The sequence below is a fragment of the Candidatus Binataceae bacterium genome (genome assembly GCA_035294265.1).
In the GTDB taxonomy this organism is placed as follows: domain Bacteria; phylum Desulfobacterota; class Binatia; order Binatales; family Binataceae; genus DATGLK01.
Map to the genome: position 1 here is coordinate 12,215 of DATGLK010000069.1, position 17,325 is coordinate 29,539.

General features: G+C 61.8%; 20 protein-coding genes. 17 read left to right on the forward strand and 3 right to left on the reverse strand.

What is annotated here, in order from left to right; genetic code table 11:
* The first annotated feature begins 43 nt into the window (after positions 1 to 43).
* Positions 44 to 1,174: a bifunctional DNA-binding transcriptional regulator/O6-methylguanine-DNA methyltransferase Ada gene (ada, locus tag VKV28_11650; GenBank protein ID HLH77451.1), complete on the forward strand. Its 1,131-nt coding sequence runs from the start codon at positions 44 to 46 to the stop codon at positions 1,172 to 1,174.
* On the opposite strand, the gene VKV28_11655 is transcribed toward ada, so the two are convergent.
* A complete protein-coding gene (locus tag VKV28_11655; protein HLH77452.1) occupies positions 1,155 to 1,940 on the reverse strand; it encodes an enoyl-CoA hydratase in 786 nt (261 codons plus the stop codon). The genes ada and VKV28_11655 overlap by 20 nt on opposite strands.
* A gap of 283 nt (positions 1,941 to 2,223) precedes the next feature.
* On the opposite strand from VKV28_11655, the gene VKV28_11660 reads away from it, so the two are divergent.
* The 8 genes from VKV28_11660 to VKV28_11695 all read left to right on the forward strand — a co-directional run bounded on the left by VKV28_11660 (position 2,224) and on the right by VKV28_11695 (position 8,654).
* Positions 2,224 to 3,510 carry a nucleotide sugar dehydrogenase gene (locus VKV28_11660; protein HLH77453.1) on the forward strand — a complete coding sequence of 429 codons (1,287 nt, stop codon included), beginning with the start codon at positions 2,224 to 2,226 and terminating at the stop codon, positions 3,508 to 3,510.
* Positions 3,511 to 3,563: 53 nt separating this feature from the next.
* Positions 3,564 to 4,205, forward strand: coding sequence for a protein-L-isoaspartate(D-aspartate) O-methyltransferase (locus tag VKV28_11665; protein ID HLH77454.1), 642 nt, complete (start codon positions 3,564 to 3,566; stop codon positions 4,203 to 4,205).
* Positions 4,206 to 4,427: 222 nt separating this feature from the next.
* On the forward strand, positions 4,428 to 4,985 hold the full coding sequence (locus tag VKV28_11670; GenBank protein HLH77455.1) for a M23 family metallopeptidase: 558 nt from the start codon (positions 4,428 to 4,430) through the stop codon (positions 4,983 to 4,985).
* A 66-nt stretch (positions 4,986 to 5,051) separates the two neighbouring features.
* Entirely contained in the window at positions 5,052 to 5,573 is a 522-nt protein-coding gene (locus VKV28_11675) for an adenine phosphoribosyltransferase (protein HLH77456.1), read from the forward strand.
* Between the two features lie 64 nt (positions 5,574 to 5,637).
* On the forward strand, positions 5,638 to 6,513 hold the full coding sequence (locus tag VKV28_11680) for a cation diffusion facilitator family transporter (protein ID HLH77457.1): 876 nt from the start codon (positions 5,638 to 5,640) through the stop codon (positions 6,511 to 6,513).
* Between the two features lie 416 nt (positions 6,514 to 6,929).
* The gene (locus VKV28_11685) at positions 6,930 to 7,244 is read left to right on the forward strand and encodes a hypothetical protein (protein HLH77458.1); all 315 of its coding nucleotides are present in this window, start codon (positions 6,930 to 6,932) and stop codon (positions 7,242 to 7,244) included.
* A gap of 147 nt (positions 7,245 to 7,391) precedes the next feature.
* The gene (locus VKV28_11690) at positions 7,392 to 7,877 is read left to right on the forward strand and encodes a hypothetical protein (protein HLH77459.1); all 486 of its coding nucleotides are present in this window, start codon (positions 7,392 to 7,394) and stop codon (positions 7,875 to 7,877) included.
* A 123-nt stretch (positions 7,878 to 8,000) separates the two neighbouring features.
* Positions 8,001 to 8,654 carry an isochorismatase family protein gene (locus VKV28_11695; GenBank protein HLH77460.1) on the forward strand — a complete coding sequence of 218 codons (654 nt, stop codon included), beginning with the start codon at positions 8,001 to 8,003 and terminating at the stop codon, positions 8,652 to 8,654.
* 40 nt (positions 8,655 to 8,694) lie between these two features.
* Here the strand turns inward: VKV28_11695 and VKV28_11700 are convergent, their stop codons facing one another.
* Positions 8,695 to 9,537, reverse strand: a complete 843-nt coding sequence (locus VKV28_11700) for an SDR family oxidoreductase (protein HLH77461.1) — start codon at positions 9,535 to 9,537, stop codon at positions 8,695 to 8,697.
* A gap of 140 nt (positions 9,538 to 9,677) precedes the next feature.
* On the opposite strand from VKV28_11700, the gene VKV28_11705 reads away from it, so the two are divergent.
* A complete protein-coding gene (locus VKV28_11705; protein ID HLH77462.1) occupies positions 9,678 to 11,117 on the forward strand; it encodes an amino acid permease in 1,440 nt (479 codons plus the stop codon).
* Here the strand turns inward: VKV28_11705 and VKV28_11710 are convergent.
* Positions 11,107 to 12,018: a L,D-transpeptidase family protein gene (locus VKV28_11710; GenBank protein HLH77463.1), complete on the reverse strand. Its 912-nt coding sequence runs from the start codon at positions 12,016 to 12,018 to the stop codon at positions 11,107 to 11,109. The two genes, VKV28_11705 and VKV28_11710, sit on opposite strands and share 11 nt — an antisense overlap.
* A 272-nt stretch (positions 12,019 to 12,290) precedes the next feature.
* On the opposite strand from VKV28_11710, the gene VKV28_11715 reads away from it, so the two are divergent.
* The 7 genes from VKV28_11715 to kdsB all read left to right on the forward strand — a co-directional run bounded on the left by VKV28_11715 (position 12,291) and on the right by kdsB (position 17,325).
* A complete protein-coding gene (locus VKV28_11715; GenBank protein ID HLH77464.1) occupies positions 12,291 to 12,767 on the forward strand; it encodes a flavin reductase family protein in 477 nt (158 codons plus the stop codon).
* A gap of 169 nt (positions 12,768 to 12,936) precedes the next feature.
* Positions 12,937 to 13,668: a glycosyltransferase family 2 protein gene (locus VKV28_11720; GenBank protein HLH77465.1), complete on the forward strand. Its 732-nt coding sequence runs from the start codon at positions 12,937 to 12,939 to the stop codon at positions 13,666 to 13,668.
* 153 nt (positions 13,669 to 13,821) lie between these two features.
* Positions 13,822 to 14,040 (forward strand): hypothetical protein, encoded by a 219-nt coding sequence (locus tag VKV28_11725; protein HLH77466.1) that lies wholly within the window; start codon positions 13,822 to 13,824, stop codon positions 14,038 to 14,040.
* A gap of 462 nt (positions 14,041 to 14,502) precedes the next feature.
* Complete coding sequence (locus VKV28_11730) at positions 14,503 to 15,117, forward strand: tetratricopeptide repeat protein (GenBank protein HLH77467.1); 615 nt, start codon at positions 14,503 to 14,505, stop codon at positions 15,115 to 15,117.
* Positions 15,118 to 15,161: 44 nt separating this feature from the next.
* Positions 15,162 to 16,427 (forward strand): serine hydrolase, encoded by a 1,266-nt coding sequence (locus tag VKV28_11735; GenBank protein ID HLH77468.1) that lies wholly within the window; start codon positions 15,162 to 15,164, stop codon positions 16,425 to 16,427.
* The gene (locus VKV28_11740; GenBank protein HLH77469.1) at positions 16,424 to 16,546 is read left to right on the forward strand and encodes a hypothetical protein; all 123 of its coding nucleotides are present in this window, start codon (positions 16,424 to 16,426) and stop codon (positions 16,544 to 16,546) included. Before VKV28_11735 ends, VKV28_11740 begins: the two co-directional genes overlap by 4 nt.
* Positions 16,547 to 16,578: 32 nt before the next feature.
* Positions 16,579 to 17,325, forward strand: a complete 747-nt coding sequence (gene kdsB, locus VKV28_11745; protein ID HLH77470.1) for a 3-deoxy-manno-octulosonate cytidylyltransferase — start codon at positions 16,579 to 16,581, stop codon at positions 17,323 to 17,325.

Consider the following 17,325-nt stretch of genomic DNA (forward strand, 5'->3'; position numbering starts at 1 on the left):
ATTACGGACCTGAAGGCGGCCCTCTGACAAAAGGACGTGGTGAATGGCGACATCGATGATATCCGCTCAATCCGAGGCGAGTGAGGCTGTAAGCAACGGTGATACAGAACGCTGGCAGGCAGTGGTCACTCGCGACCGTGAAAGCGACGGCCGATTTTTCTACGCCGTGCGCAGTACCGGAATTTACTGCCGCCCTTCTTGTCCGGCCCGCCGCCCGCGCCGGCCGCAGGTGGAGTTCTATGCCACTTGCGAGCAGGCCGAGCACGCCGGGTATCGGCCATGCAAACGCTGCCAGCCGCGCCATCGCGCTTTGAGCCAGCGCTGGAGCGAGATTATCGATGCGGCCTGCCGCACGATTGAGCGCTCGCCCACTCTCCCCTCGCTAGGCGAGTTGGCGGCTGATTCGGGACTCAGCCCGGCCTATTTCCATCGCTTGTTTCGCGCCGCCACTGGCGTGACGCCCAAAGCTTACGGCGAGGGCTGCCGCTCCCAGCGACTGGCGCTAGCATTGCAAGCTGGCGCCTCGGTGACCGACGCTATCTACGCCGCCGGCTTTAATTCCAGCGCTCGCTTCTATGCCGGCAGCAAGCAGCGGCTGGGGATGACGCCGCGGGTGATGCGCGCGGGCGCCGAGGGCGAGCTGATTGAGTTCGCGCTGGGACGATGCTGGCTTGGACGGGTGCTGGTCGCGACTACCGCGCAGGGGCTGTGCGCGGTCGCGCTGGGCAACAGCTCCGAGGAGCTGACCCATGACTTGCGGAGGCGTTTTCCTAAGGCCCGAATTCAACCCGGCGGCCCGCGCTTGCGCCAGCAGGTTGACGCGGTGGTGCGATCGATCGGGCAGCCCTCTTTGGAGTTGGCCCTACCCTTGGATCTGCGGGGCACTGCTTTCCAACAGCAGGTGTGGCGGGCGTTGCGCCACGTTCTTCCCGGCACCACCGCCAGCTACGGCCAGATCGCGCGTCAAATCGGGCGCCCAGCTGCGGCGCGCGCCGTCGCGCGGGCATGCGCGGCCAATCCCCTAGCAGTGATAATTCCCTGCCATCGGATCGTGCAAAGCGACGGCCAGGCGGGCGGCTATCGGTGGGGGCCCGAGCGCAAGCGGGATTTGCTCGCCGCGGAGGGCGCAAACCGCCGAGCGTCACCGCGGTACGCTAACGACCCTGGAAAGTGATTTTGCGCTTGGCAATAAAGGCGCTTACCGCTTGGTGGAAATCGGCGCTGCCATAGGCCTGCGCGAGCAGATCTTCATCAGCAATCTGATGGCGCCGATGGCGAAACAACCGCAGATGGGCTTGCTTGGTAATGGCTAGGGTCAGCGGCGCGCCGGCGGCGATTTCTAAGGCTACGCGCCGCGCGTGAGCGTAAGCTTCATCCGCTTCGACTACGGCATTGAGCAGACCGCTTGCGAGGGCATCGTGTGCGTCCAGGGTCAGGCCGCGAAAGATGATCTCTTTGGCCCGCGCCGCGCCTACCACATCGCACAGCCGCGCATAGTTGGCCACCGTTAGGCAGTTGGCCACGGTGCGGGCGATAGGAATGGCGAACTTGCTGCCCGCACCGCCATAGCGCAGATCGCAGGCCAGCGCGACCATCGCGCCGGCGCCGATGGCGTAGCCTTCGATTGCCGCGATGATCGGCTTGGGGAGCGCTTCCAGCGCCTCCAGTGCCCGCTCCAGGCGTCGTTCGTAAACCAATCCGTCCTCGGCGTCGTGAAAAGCTTCGAACTGAGTGATGTCGGTTCCCGTGCTGAAAGCGCGGCTGCCGCCTCCGCGCACGATCATGACTCGCACAGAAGGGTCGCGTTCAATTTGGCGGCACAGTTCGGGGAGCCAATCGTACATCGCCCAGGTAAGCGCGTTATGTGCCTGGGGGCGATTGAAGGTAAGTGTGGCCAGGGGTGGAGCGATTTCCAGTAAAATTTCGCTTGATTCCATCATCGACGCGACCCAATCCAGGCGCGATCCGAGTTGTAGCCGAGAACCAGGCGCGGGGGAATCGGGAGGGAGGGAGGGTGTGTAGGCCAACGGCTATTCAAAGCAGGCCAAAGGGCCAAAAAATGTAAATAAGACCACTTATCCAGCGCTATTTTTTTATCAACTCTTTCATTGCGCTCTTGCGTTCCCTTAGGGGATTACCAACCCTCCAAAAGACGCAACTTTTAACCGTTGTTGGCTTTTGCCCCCGCTATAAGGGTGAGGTCCGAGATAGGGCGGACCAGCAATGGAAGTAGCGGTAATCGGCTTGGGCTATGTAGGCTGCGTGACCGCGGTCGGCTTGGCCAGCATGGGTCATCAAGTGACCGCCTATGATATCGACCGCGAGCGGGTGGAACGGGCCACGCAGGGCGAGGCCCCGGTGCCCGAACCGGGGCTGGAGCGGGCGCTGTGGAAAGCAGTTGATAGTGGAATGTTGCGGGCACGCTGCGAAGCGATGCCACAGCCCGCGGAGCTGGCGTTGATTTGCGTGGGCACCCCTTCGGCCGGCGACGGCGCTCCCGACCTGAGCGCGCTGTTGGCGGCGGTGGAGGGGGCCGGGCGAGCGATGCGTAAGGATCGGGCTCGGCGCGTGGTGGCAATTCGCAGCACCGTGCTACCCCATTTGATTGGCGAGGTGTTGGAACCCGCCTTGCACCAAGCGGCGGGACGGCGCGAGGGGGTAGGTTTGTGCGCCAACCCGGAGTTTTTGCGCGAGGGCAGTGCGTTGGCGGATTTCAGCGACCCCCCTTTCACCTTGATTGGTACCGACGACAACTTCAGCGCGCCGATGCTGGCTCGCATCTTCGGCCATTTACGGGCGCCGCTGATTGAAACCACCCCCGGCCTGGCAATGATGGTCAAGTACACTTGTAACGCCTTTCACGCCGCCAAGATCAGTTTTGCCAACGAAATCGGTAACCTGTGCCATCGCGCCGGCCTGGATGGCCGTCAGGTGATGGCAATCATGGCGCGCGACACCCGGCTTAACCTCTCGCCTGCCTATTTGGCCCCGGGCTTTGCCTATGGCGGTTCATGCCTGCCCAAGGACTTGCGCGCGCTGCTTGCCTTGGGGCGGGCGCAGGCGCTGGAAACCCCCTTGCTGGGAGCCATCGAACGCAGCAATGACTGGCAGTTCCGCCACGGCCTCGGACTAATCATGGATAGCGGCGGACAGCGCATCGCGATGCTCGGGGTGGGCTTCAAGACACACAGCGGCGACGTGCGCGAAAGTCCTCTGCTGCGGCTTTGCCAGGAGCTGCGCGCACGCGCGCTGGCGGTGCGCGCCTACGACCCCGATTTGGCGGACAGCACCAATCCCGACCTCGCCCATCTAGGCGTCCAGTCTGATGGATTGATGGTGAAGGATCTCACGGCATTGCTGGAATGGGCCGACGTGGTGGTGATGGGCAAGCGGATGGCGTTGGGACCGGAGGCGATCGCTCGCTTGGCCACCAAGCCGACGGTTATCGATCTGGCTGACGCCGGCTTGCCGCTAGCCGCGCTGGCCAATTGCCAGGGCTTGTGTTGGTAAAGAACCGCGGTGGGGGCCTATGGACGCGCCCCGCGGGCGGGTATAATCGTCTAATGGATTGGACCCATGCGCGCGAGCGGATGGTGGTCGAGCAACTTCAGCGCCGCGGTATTCGCGACCGCCGCGTCTTGCAAGCAATGGCGCGCACTCCGCGCGACCGCTTCGTGCAGCCCCAGGACGCCGAACGCGCGTACGAGGACAGCCCCCTGCCGATCGGCGCGCAGCAGACCATTTCACAACCCTACATGGTCGCGCTCATGAGCGAGATCGCCGAGCTGGATGAAAACGCCAGGGTGCTGGAAATCGGCACCGGCAGCGGCTATCAGAGCGCTATCCTGAGCCAGCTCGCGCGCGAGGTTTACACCGTCGAGCGCATCGCCCAATTGCACAGCCGCGCGCTCGCAACGCTTAACGAAATGGGACTCACGAATTGCCACTTTCGTCTGGGTGACGGCGCCGAAGGCTGGCCCGAAGAGGCTCCCTTTGACGTTATCATCGTGACCGCCGCGATGTCGTCGATTCCGCGCCCATTGCTTTCCCAGCTTACTCCCGACGGCTGCCTGATAGCCCCGGTGGGCGAAGAAGAATTGCAGACCTTGGTGCGAGTGGAACGCGAGGGCGAACATTGGCGCGAAGAATATTTCGGCGAATGTCGATTCGTGCCTTTAGTAGGGAAATACGGCTTCCAAACTTAGAAGACGGACGCCGGCGGAGGCTTTCCCGCTCAAGCGCCGGAGCCACGCTTGGCAAAGTGCCGGCGGGAAGGTGACACAAAGGAACAGTCGCCGCACACCCTCCTCCTTTTCTCCAGCGCGAGGGAGGCGAATTAGAAGCGGACGGCGTGCTTTTTTTATGAATTAGCGAACCTCGCAACCGCGCGGCCGCTTGACCTTCCAGAGTAGCGGCTGGCGAGGCGGATGATAGAGGTGGTTGTGGTGGGTGGGGCGAAGCTGAACTGGCATACCGGGCTCGCGTTGAGCGCGCTGTTGGTCGCCGTAGCGACCTGCAGTTGTGCCACCCGTCACCCCGCCCCTTACTCCTACGCCACGCCAAGCGCGCGCCCGCACCTGGCCTGGCCGGTCCCAAATGGCACCTTTTCCTCGGGCTTCGGCCTGCGCCATGGAGTGATGCACGAGGGCATCGACATCGCCGCGCCCAGCGGCAGCCCGGTTGAGGCGGCCGCCGCCGGCCAGGTGATTTTCGTGGGACGCCTGCGTGGCTATGGCAAGGTCATTATCGTGGCCCATCGCGACCATTACGCTACCGTATATGCGCACAACTCCGTCGATCTGGTCGAGCGCGGACAATGGGTGGCGCGCGGTCAGATGATTGGGCGAGTGGGACGCACCGGCCATACCACCGGTGCCAATTTGCATTTCGAAGTGCGCCACAACAATGTGGCTACCAATCCATTGGCCTATCTCTCGCCGCCCCGAACCGAGCCCACCCGGCTCGCGCGCCGACTCGGCTTTTAGTAAGGATCGCCTTCTAGTATCTTGGCGGGACGAGTCTGCTTTGCACAAAAAGGTGAACTTGGATTTATGACGAGCCAACAACTTCACAGCTTGGTACGCGATATCCCAGACTTTCCCAAGCCCGGAATAGTTTTCAAGGACTTAACACCGCTGTGGGCCGATCCACGCGCACTGGCGGCAATCGTGGACCAGCTGGCCGAGCCCTTTTTAGGCAAGGTCGATAGCGTAGTCGGCATCGAATCGCGCGGCTTCATCATGGGAGCGCCGGTGGCCTATCGGCTGGGCGTCGGACTGGTAATCGCGCGTAAACCGGGCAAGCTGCCCTATCAGTGCATATCGCAGGAGTACCAGCTTGAATACGGCACCGACAAGCTGGAGATGCACAGCGACGGCATCATCGCCGGTCGCCGGATCCTGATCGTCGACGATCTGCTGGCCACCGGGGGAACGGCAAAAGCGGCGGTGGGCTTGGTCGAGCAACTGCACGGCGAGGTGATTGGGTGCGCCTTCGTAATCGAGTTGAACGTGCTTAAGGGGCGAGAGTTATTGGCTCCGATCCGATGCCATTCGCTGCTCCAATATGACTGATCCACGAGGGTGGCCGCGACCGGCCGCGGCATGCGAGCTACCGCCCTGAAGCGGATCTAGTGCAGTGGACGCCAATCGCGCGGATTCTCGTCGGCTGACCATCATCTTGCTGGTGACGCTGAGTTATTTCGTCATCGAGCTGGTTGGCGCCTACTTTACCAACAGCTTGGCCTTGCTGACCGACGCGGTACATCTGCTGACCGACATCGGAGCGATCGGGCTTAGTTTGCTCACCCTGCGGATCGCTGCCCGTCCGCCCGGCGCGGGCAAGACCTTCGGCTACCTGCGCGCGGAGATCCTAGGTGCGGTAGCCAACGGCCTGTTTTTGTGGCTGCTGGTGGCTTTTCTGCTGGTCGAGGCGGTCCATCGCCTACGTGTGCCCGAGCACGCCCGGGGAGCCGGAATGATGGCGGTAGCGGCGATCGGGGTGGGGGTCAACTCGCTGGCCGCCGCCCTCAGCAATCAGCACACGGAACGCGGGCACGGCATGGCGCTGCGAGCGGTCTTCGTCCACGTGATTTCCGACCTGATGGGTTCGCTCGGCGTATTGGCGGGCGGCGCATTGATTTACTTTCTGCATTGGCAAGCGGCCGACCCGATCGTCAGCTTGGCTATTGGAATCCTCATCCTAGTTAATTCGTGGGGCCTTATTCGCGAAGGGGTGGACATCCTGATGGAAGCGGTCCCGGCCCACGTCGACGTCGAGGAGATTCGCCACGAACTGTTGCTGGTGGCGGGCACCAAAGAGGTCCACGACTTGCACGTATGGTGCCTGACCGCGCGCGAATTCGCCCTATCTGCGCACGCGGTGGTGATGGAGCAAGCCGATTCCGATCGTGTGCTGTCGGATATGTCGCACGTTCTGGAACGTTTCGAGATCCGTCATATGACGGTCCAGTTGGAGCGCGATAGTCGGCGCTCTCGCGAACCGCACTACTAAGGACATCGTCTGCTCATGACACCTCTGCCGTCGGCGTCCTAAACCCCAGTGCTTGTGCTCGTCCCGCCATCGTGGGGATTCGTCCCTGCCCCGCTTGGCGACGCTCGCGCTGGCTTAGAATGCTTTCACAAGCCGTCGCTATCCGGTTAAGGACGTCCCCAGATTAAACCAGAGGTTCAATAAAGGCACCGACCGTTTAATTCCGGGGGGATCCCCCGCGAAGCGGGAAAGAGATTCGTCGTTTCGCTATGCAGGTGGGACGCCCACGGCTTCAACATACATACAAGGGAATCCGAACAGTCTGGCCTTGTCGGGAACCCGCTTGCGCCCTGTAACCAAACCAACCCGTCGAGCGTCTTTATCGGCAGAATGAAGACTTTGACCGGCCCGAGCACAAAGACGGGAGGACTCGATTCATGGCAGATGAAACGGATGGCAATCGCGATCGCGGTTCTCAGGAAGCGCGGCTACGGCGCCGACTCAAACGAATGCGTCGGCGCGTGCGCAACGAGGAGCGCTGGTGGCGAGGGGCGATGATCGCGGCGCTGGTGCTGATCGCAATCGCGATTTTCGTCTCCGGCCACCACCATAGGCGCCATTTCCCGCGCCCGCCCTTCGCGCTTTCGTTCATGGGGCCGCAGCCAGTGCCGCCATGGTACTGGCGCTCACGCCCCTGGGAAGGTCCTGGTGGCGGCGGCCGCCCGGTGCCTCCTCCGCCACCCAACGGCTAGGCCGTCCGTCTGCGCATAATGCGAAGTAGATTGGCAAAAGTTAGCCGAGAGAGGTAGCGGTCGAGTGCGGTATATTGGACGATTATGTTCAATATTACGTTTATTTGGAATTAAACTACTGGCACACAGATTGCTGGAGATACACTCATGATAGTTCCAGCGATATCACTCGGCCACTACCTGCGCTTAGGACGGCATATCGTCGTTTTAGGTTTGGGCTGGTTGTGGCCGGCGATTGACAGCCGGGCGGCGGTGCGCCGCACCGCCGCATTTGGTTCCCTGGCCTGTGGTCTGATCGGCGCTGATTATCTGGGAGTGCGCGGAACCTGGAGCGAACAGTTGACCGGCAGCTTATACGCATTGGCTCTGATCCTGCCCTTCGTTAGCGGCTCGCTGTGGTTGGCCCTGGGATGGAAGATTTACAGCCTGTCTCGGCTGGCCTCATTGGGCGCGCTGGGGTTGTACATCGGTGAGCGGGCCGAGGTGGTCGGGTTTCGCTACTTTAGCGGATTGCCCCTGATGACCACGACCGAGTTGCTAACCAGCGCGCTTATCACTGTCATGCTGCTAAACGGCGTGCGGGCAACTTTTGCCAATTGGCGTCGCCACTTCGTCCCTATCGAAAGCGCATAGCCGCAACCCAACGCGGCGGGGGCCAGCTCCTCGCCGCGCTCCCTGGCAAAGCCGTATTTCCGCCGACGAGCAGGCTTTCTATATTATTAAGTTGATAGTAAAGCCTCTTTCGAGGAATGGGCGATGCCAGCCAAGCAGCTTGCTCCCAATCGTATCTTCTTTTATGACGTCGATACCCAGCGCGATTTCCTCCTGCCCGGCGGCGCCTTATATGTGACCGGGGCGGAGCGGATCGTGCCCGCTTTGGAACGTTTGACCCTCCTGGCCCGCCGTCTTCATATACGCCGACTCTGCTCCACCGATCGCCACTTCGCGGGCGACGCCGAATTGAAGCGCAACGGTGGCGACTGGCCCGATCACTGCATGGACGGGACGCCGGGTCAGCTAAAAGTAGAGCAGACCGCTCCCATCCACCCCAGCATTCTGCCTAACGAACCTATCGAGGAGGCGCGCTTCAAACAGATCCTCGAGGCCGACGGCGACTTGGTGATCGAAAAACAGGATGTCGATTTGTTGCGCGGCAACCGCTACGCCCAGCGAACTTTGGAGTGGCTGGTGCGTCGCTACGATCAGGCCATCGTCTATGGGGTGTTCACCGAGATCTGCGTCGACCGCGCAGTGCAGGCTCTATTGCTATGCGGCCATCGCCCACTCGTGGTCAACGATGCCATCTATCCAGTCAACGCTCGCGCCGCGCAGGGCGTGCTGGCGCGTTGGCAGCAGGCTGAAATCAAGGTGCTCTCGATAGCACAACTGGAGTCGCGCCTGGCGCAATGATTTACCCCAGCCCCGAGGCTATGCTTTTTGGCGAAAGAGCTTACTGTGGATTGACCGCCTGACGCCCCAACTGCGGCCAAGCCGCCGGCGCGCTGGCGTTGGCCAGCCGCTGGTCCAGCGGCAATTTCTCATCCCAGCGCTGGGCGATAATTCGGCGGCCGTTGAATTGCGCCGCAGCGTCCGAACATAGCCACACCGCTGGTGGGCCCATCACCGAAGGTGCGATCAGCTTGCTGCGATCGAATTCGGTGTTGTGGGTGAGCAAGTTGGTGTTGGCCGCGCCACCTGGTACCAGCACGTTGGCGGTGACTCCCGAGCCCTCCAGTTCTTGCGCCATCACTGCGATGAAAGCTTCATGCCCAGCCTTGGAAGGACCGTAAGGCGCAGTGCGCGGCCGGTACATCGTGTCCAGACTAGTGGTGACGCCGATGATCCGACCCCAGCGTTGAGCCCGCATATGTTCGGCCACCGCCCGCGCCATCAAAAAGGGGCCAGTAAAGTTGATCGCGATCACCCGTGACCAAGCCTGCGGCGAGAGTTCCCAGAAGCGGCTCGTATGCTGGGCCAGGCCCAGCACACTAGGATTGGCGCCGGCATTATTGAACAGGATGTGCAGGCCGCCCAGGCGCTTTATGGTGGTTTGCACGGCCTGCTCAACGGCCTCGGGATCGGTGACGTCGGCAGCCGCCGCGATGGCGCATTCGCTACCTCCCAGGGCATGCATTTCGCGCAGCCGCTCCTGCAGCCATTCCTGATTGATATCGACCATTGCCACCCGCGCGCCTGCTCCAATCAAAGCCAAGGTAATCGCCCGCCCCAGTCCAATTGGACTGCCGGCCCCGGTAACAATCGCGACCTTGCCCGCCAAGACTCCCTGCGACATTGCTTTTCCTCTAGTTCGTGATTCGAAATCCTATTTATTCCGCTTGCGCGCGTTTGTCGAATTGTCGGTGCCTAAGATAACGTGAATGCTCATCCAAAGGCCGCTTTAGCAAGCGAGCCTGGCAAGAAGGATCTATTTGCTTGGGAATTGCAACTAAATTTTGCGCTGATACGGCGCAGTTGAAGCCGGATTTGACCGCGTTCAACGCCGCGATGATCGTGGCGGGCTCGATGGTGGGTTCGGGGATATTTATCGTTCCCGCCGAAATCGCGCGTCAGGTTGGCTCTCCCGCCCGCCTCCTGCTGGTGTGGCTGATCAGCGGTTGCATGACAGTGATGGGGGCATTGGCCTATGCAGAGTTGGCGGCGATGATGCCCCAGGCAGGCGGCCAATACGTCTATCTGCGCGAGAGTTACGGCAAGCTGGTCGCCTTCCTGTTCGGTTGGACCCTGCTTTTGGTGATTCAAACCGGCACGATCGCGGCGGTCGCGGTCGCCTTTGCTCGCTTTGCCGGGGTGCTCTTTCCCGCCGTCGCGGCCGGCGCGGTTACGATGCATGTGGGCCTATCGCGCGAACGAGGCCTGGCGTTGGCGGTAATCGCTTTACTGACTGCCAGCAATTGGTACGGACTGAATTACGGACGACTGGTACAAAACAGCTTCACCGCGGTCAAACTCCTGGCCTTGGCCGCCCTGGCCGCGGTTCTGCTGATGCTGCCCGATCACGCCGCCATCACCGCCAATTTCGGCCACTGGCCAAGCTTTTGGGGCGCGCAGGGATGGTCGAGGGTGGGACTGATGGGCTTTGGCGCGGCGATGGTTGGTGGCTTGTTTTCCGCCGACGCGTGGGCTTCGGTCACCTTTGTGGCCGCCGAGCTGCGCCGGCCCACCCGCGATCTGCCGCTAGCGTTGGTAGGAGGCACTCTGGCGGTAATCGTTTTGTACCTACTGGTCAATCTGGGCTACCTGGCTCAGCTTCCGATGCATGGCCACGCCAACGCTCTTTCAGTCATGGGCCAGGGTATCGCTCATGCCCAAGCCGATCGCGTGGCTGCCGCCGCGATGCGCCAAGTGTGGCCCGCGGGGGGTGGTACCGCTGTCGCGCTGCTGGTCATGATCTCCACCTTCGGTTGCGCCAACGGTCTGATCCTCACCGGCGCGCGGGTCCTGTACGCGATGGCGCGCGACGATGTGATTTGGCCGGCGATGGCGCGGCTCAACCGGGCTCAAGTGCCTGGCTTGGCTCTGCTCGCACAAGGGGCATGGGCGGGGATGCTGACCCTATCGGGCAGCTATGGCGACCTGCTGGATTATGTGATCTTTGCCCAGCTGCTCTTCTACCTGCTCACGGTGATGGCGGTCTTCAAGCTGCGGCGCGCTAGCCCCGACGTCGCGCGACCTTACCGAGTCTGGGGTTATCCCTGGCTGCCTGCATCGTACATCGGCGCGGCCGCCGTGCTGATGGCTGATTTGCTGGTAACCCGACCGCGCTTTACCTGGCCCGGGCTGCTAATCGTGCTGGCAGGAATTCCAGTTTACGCCTTGCTTGGCCTAACCGCGCAGGCGCGGGCTACGGCTTAATTACAACCAACGTGCCCACCGGCAGCAGGCGCTCCAGCACGTCGATGGCATCGTTGTCAATCGAGATGCAGCCCAAAGTCCAATCCAAGCCCAGTTTGTTGAAACGCGGTCGATCGGTACCATGGATTCCGATATCGTCACCCACCGGGCGGCGTCGGCCGCCGACCACCGGCACCTCGCCTGCGCGTAGTGCCGCGCGATAGCGTTGGAGATCCAAAGCGTTGGGATAGTTGATCCGCAAAAACCATTTCCAGCGGCTGCTGCGGTATTTGGAAATCAATTGGTAGACACCCTCAGGCGTCTTCAGGTCACCCGCCCAGCGCTTAGCCCCAGGTTCCCGGTTACGGCCGAAGACGGCAGCATAGCTGGCGAACAGGTAGCCCCGGTAATACACCCGCATCACGTGCGCCGATTTATAGGCCATTACCGACCACATCACCGGATCGCGAAAGCTTTCATCCCGGGTGCGGCTGAGCGCTTCGACGCCTGGGGTTAGGGTATGCAGCAGGCCCAGACTGGCCAGCAGAGCGGCACCCGGGGTGGCCTCTTGAGGCGCACTAGGCAAACTGGCGCTTGCCACGGTCAATGGCTTGGATGAGGCGGCGGCGCCAACTGGAATAATGAGCTGGTGGTCGATCGGCGAGAGCGTTGGCGGGAGTTTGGCTGGCGACGAGCCCGCGGCAACAGGGGTCAGCACTAGAACGTGATCGATGGGGGATAACGGCGGGCTTGTAGTCACCGCCGCTGGCTGTGCCGAGAGCGTCGTAGCCACCGCATCGCGCGACTGCCGAGCGGCCAAGTCAGTCGGCGGATGGAGCTGAGCCTGCACCGGAAGGGCGATGCCAATGACCACGGTTGCGGCCGCACCCGTCAACCACCGCAATCCACGCTGCCTGTCCATCGAATTCCTTGGTCATTGTGAGGCTTTGGCCCAAGTTTGGTCAAGTCTGCGGCCGACGGTAAGTTAGGAGCAATTCCTTGCCACCGAGTTAGCTCCACGCGTTTTTCCCACCGATCTTCGCTCGGGCTCACCGCCGGCTTTATCAAGGAGTAAGATTAAATTGGCGGGAGGTAGCCGTGGCTTTATTTGCAGCCGGGATGGCCTCGATAGCCGTTGTAATTGACCCTGAGCGGTGGCGTTGGTAGCATCGGGCCGCTTAATAGCCTAAGCCGATGCCGATCGAAAGGAACGAATTACGCCGCGTGATGGGGCATTTTGCCACCGGCGTGGCGGTCATCACCACCTTCTCATCGGAAGGCGTACTGCATGGCATGACCGCCAATTCTCTAACCTCGGTATCGCTCGATCCGCCCTTATTACTGGCCTGCGTGGACAAGCGAACGGAAAGCTACCCCTGCTTCGAGAGCAGCCGCGTATTCACTGTTAACATCCTGGCCGAGGATCAGGAAGACCTTTCGCGGCGCTTTGCCACCAGCGGGACCAATAAGTTCGAAGGGGTGGCTTATCAGCGCGGGGCCAACGGCTGCCCGATTATTCACGGCGCGCTGGCCTATCTGGAGTGCAAGCTTTACGGCGCCTGTGACGGTGGCGATCACACAATTTATATAGGCCAGATCGAGCAGGCCGAAACGCGCGAAGGGCGCCCGTTGTTATTTTTTCGCGGCGGCTACCGGTCCGTGGGTGACTAATCCCGCATAGGCTCCGACACGATCTCCATGGCAGGGCGATCGATTATTGGCGTAGGTTTGTGGGGATGTCCTCAAGGAAAGCTGGGCACGCCTGCCTAAAGGCGGCCTCGGATCACGTTGAGGTAAGCTCCTTTTCGATGGAGATCAAGCTATGAGTGGGGCGCCGCCCATGGCGGAATGGACAGCGGTCCGGTTGCCCTCGCTCAGCGTCTTCCTGCCCTGTCATAATGAAGCACTTAATCTGCGCCGAGTGGTGGATAATTTCCGGGCCGAGCTACCCAAAGTAGCGGACCGCTACGAAATTATCGTGGTCGACGACGGCAGTCGCGACCAGACTGGCCAGATCGCCGATCAGTTGGCCACGGCCGACTCCCACTTGCGTGTGGTTCATCATAGCGTCAACCGCGGCTATGGCGGGGCGGTGACCTCGGGCTTGAGCGCGGCGCGGATGGCGTGGGTGCTGTTGTGCGACGGCGATGGTCAATTCGATGCCGCCCAGATCGCGCGCTTGGTAGCTCAAACACCGGGAGCCGATGTGGTCGTGGGGCGGCGCATCCGGCGTGCTGACCCTTTGATGCGTCAAGTCAACGGCAAGGCCTGGACGATGCTGGTGGGTTTGTTGTTTGGTCTGCGCCTGCACGACATCGATTGCGGTTTCAAGTTGTTTCGGCGGGAGTTTATCGAGTCACTGGATTTGCGCTCGCAAGGGGCGATGATCTCTACCGAATTAATGGTTAAGGTGGGAGCGCGGCGTGCTCGGATCGTGGAAGTTGAGGTCGATCATCTGCCGCGGCTGGCGGGCGAACAATCGGGGGCCAGCCTGAAGGTCATCGCGCGCGCCTTCGGAGAATTGTTCCGGCTCTATCGGCAATTGCGTAATACCCGTCCACCAGAGCAGTGATTTGAGCGCTCCCCGGCGAGGGGCGGGCGGCTAAGCGCGCGGATTTTCCTTTAGCTGATTAATAGCTCGGGTTTGCCAATCATCTTCAAATGGCTATAGTGTTGCCCTGACCATCGGCATTTCGTCGACGGCGGAGGAAAAGGGACAAAGATTATGAAACGGCTTCTAGCAATCGCGGCGGCATGTGCATTCTTGACGGCCTTGGCGACACCGATGTTGGCGCAAGAGGGCAGCACGGCGGGCAGTGGCACGATGTCGGCGCCGACCACGACCAAGGCCAAGACCAAAAAAACCAAACACCATCACGTGGTCAAGCGCAAGCATCGCAAGTCCTCTAAGACCGGGAGCGGTTCGGCCAGCAAAGCCTCCTAGTAGTCTGTGCTCAAACGGCTGTTCCGAAGGCCACCAAGGCGGTGCTGAAACGCAGCACGCTGCATAAAGGGCTTCTTTCCTTAATTGTCTCCTCCTGACCAGGTGGGGATCAAAAGAAGGGGAGCAGGCTGCGGAGAGGCTTTCCGCAGCCTGCCGGCATGAGCAGGCAGCGCGGCGGCCTGGATCGGGCCGCCGCAGGCCTTGAGCAAGTGTGTCGGCAAACCTAAAGTTGTCATTAGGGCTGGCGAAATTTTCACCCGATTGAAAGAAATAGCTGCCGGTTAGGTGATCGTGGCATTCTAATCGCCGGACAGTCCTGCTACACTAAGCCCACGAGCGCACGAGGGTAGTTGAGCTCCGGCTACAGTGGGTAAACGTCTCTTCGCGTGGGGCTTGATATGCGCGTTTTTGGCGGGGCTGCCGGCGGCGCGTCCCCTGCAGGCGGCCATCGCGGAGCTTCCAATGGCTAACGCGGATAGCGAAGTTTGCAATCCGCTGGCTGATTATTTTCTTGGCATGGAGGATTACCCCGAGGCGATCCGGCGCCACCGTGAGGTTATCCGCGAGCATCCCGACAACGCTTTGGCCCATTACCATCTGGGCTTTGCCTATGGCATGCTGGGCGACCACGAGGCTGAACTGACCCAATATCGGGATGCAATCGACCTGGGGCTCAGTGACTGGGCGCTGTTTCTGAACCTGGGGTTGCTTTACTTGGAAAATCACAGCTTGCGCGCAGCCACCGACGTGCTGCAGTTAGCGACCTTGCTGGGACCGGATAGGCCCGAAACTCATTTCAACTTGGCACTAGCTTATGAACGGCGCGGGATGCTCGGGCAAGCGCAGCAGGAGGTGTTGCTCTCACTCCAGCTCGATCCCGCGCAGCTGGACGCTCTCAATACCCTGGGCGTGATCTACGCCGAGCAGGGGCATTATGAGCGCGCCCGCCGAGAATGGAGCGATCTGGTACGGTTGTGGCCGGCGTACCAACCGGCACGCGACAACTTGGCGATCCTGGAGCAGGCTCAACACGACCAGATTAAGAAGGTTAAGACGAGCTTTTCACATCCTCGCTGAACGGGCGCCGTTCGGCGAGCAAACCGCAAGCAGGAGATGGGGCCGTGTGGCGGAGGGTATCGGTTTGGTTGACAAGCCTGGGCAGCAGTGCCGTGCTCATCCTGGCGGGGGCGGTGGGCGCACCGGCCGCGATAAGCCAGACGCATAAACATCACCATCATCATCACCATGCGGCAGCTAGCGTGGCGCCCTTCAAGGCGGCGCTGGTGGAGGATGCTGATACCGGCCAGGTGCTGTACGCCTATAACGCCGACATGCCCTGGCCGCCAGCCTCGATGGCGAAGATGATGATGCTGCTGGTAGCCGAGCAGCAGATTCAAGCCGGCCGCTTTTCCCTCAACGATCCGGTGGTGATTTCCCCTCTGGCCGCTGCCACCGGCGGCACCGGGATTGCGTTGCGGGCAGGCCAGGTCTACCCACTGGGCGAGTTGATGAAAGCAGCGCTGATTCGCTCGGCCAACAATGCCGCGGTCGCGGTCGGGGAAAAGATCGGCGGTTCGGTACCCGGCTGCGTACGCCTGATGAATCAAGAAGCGCGTCGGCTGGGGCTGACCTCCACCCATTACAACACCGTCAATGGCTTGCCGCCCACTCCCGGCCACGATGTCGATGTAACCGACGCGCGCGATCTGGCGATCGTGGCGCGTGCGCTGATCCATCGTACCGATTTGCTGCGCTGGTCCAGCCTGGAAAGTTGCCCCTTCGATCACGGCGAAATAATGCTCCACAACACCAATCATTTGATCGGCCATTTCGAAGGCTGCGATGGCCTCAAGACTGGCTTCACCTTTCATGCCGGCTTCGGTCTGACCGCCACCGCCAAACGGGGCGATTTGCGCCTGCTCAGCGTGGTTTTGGGCGCGCCCTCCAATCCCGAACGCTTTCGTCAATCAGCGCGCCTGCTGCAGTGGGGCTTTGACAATTGGACCGCGGTCACGATGTTGCGGCGCGGGCAACCGTTACCGGTCACGGTGCAGGTCGCCTCGGGAATGCGGATCAAGCCGGTGGCAGGCCAGTCGGTGCGCTTGCTGGTACCAAAGCGCACGGCGTCGGATCTGCATCTCACTTATGATATACCTCCAGTCATCAACGGTCCGTTGTTGACCGGCAGCCCGCTGGGAGTCGTGCAGGTGCGCGAGGGCGCGCGGGTTCTGACCACGGTGGCGGCTCTCTCGCCACTGGCGGTCGGGGTCAACGACCAAATGATTCCGGCGACCGAAGCGCGGGCCGCCGAGGGACGCAACCCGGCGCTGGACGGTTATCCAAAAGCGGTGGCCGCGGTTCGGGGCGCAGTTGAAGGAGCACAATGAAGATAGCCGCTCGTCAGCGCAATCGGCGCAACGCTCGCTTGGGTCGCAAACGACGCAGCAGTCCGCAGCAGGTCAAAGCGCGCCAACGGCGCCTGCGCCGCAACCGCACGCGCGCCTGAAGCCGAAGCAGGGCCGGCGCCGAGAGCAGACGATGGCGGTAATCGCGGTGATTCCCGCCCGCTACGGCTCCAGCCGCCTACCGGCCAAGCCGTTGCGCGAAATTGGCGGCGTGCCGATGGTGGTGCGGGTCTGGCGCAGCGTGTGCGCCTGCTCCGCCATCGATCGAGTCGTCGTCGCCACCGATCATGACCAGATCGCGGCGGTAGTGCGCCAAGCCGGCGGCGAGGTACGCATGACCTCGCCCGATCATCCCAGCGGCACCGACCGGGTGGCCGAAGTGGCGCGCTCGCTGCGCGCCGCTATCTATCTCAACGTCCAAGGCGATCTGCCTTTCGTGGCGGCCGCCGACCTCACGGCGCTGGTAGCGCCGATGCGGGCCGAGCCGCGCTTGGCGATGGCCACGCTGGCTACTCCGTTGCTGAATCAGGCGGAGTGGAGCAATCCCAACGTGGTCAAGGTGGTGTGCGACAGCCGTGGCAATGCCTTATACTTTTCTCGTGCCGGGATCCCCTTTCCTCGCGAGGGCAGCCTGCCTGTCAACGCCCGCCGGCACCTGGGGGTATATGCTTACCGGCGCGGCTTTCTATTGAAGTTTGCTAGCTTGCCCCCCGGAGTTCTGGAACGCATCGAGATGCTGGAACAGCTGCGCGCGCTGGAAAACGGCTTTGCGATTCGGGTCGCGCCCGCGGCGCACCCCTCGTTGGAAATCGATACCCCCGAAGATCTAGCGCGCGCCCAAGAAGCGGCCCGCCCCAGCGAGGGTAGAAACGGAGCTTAG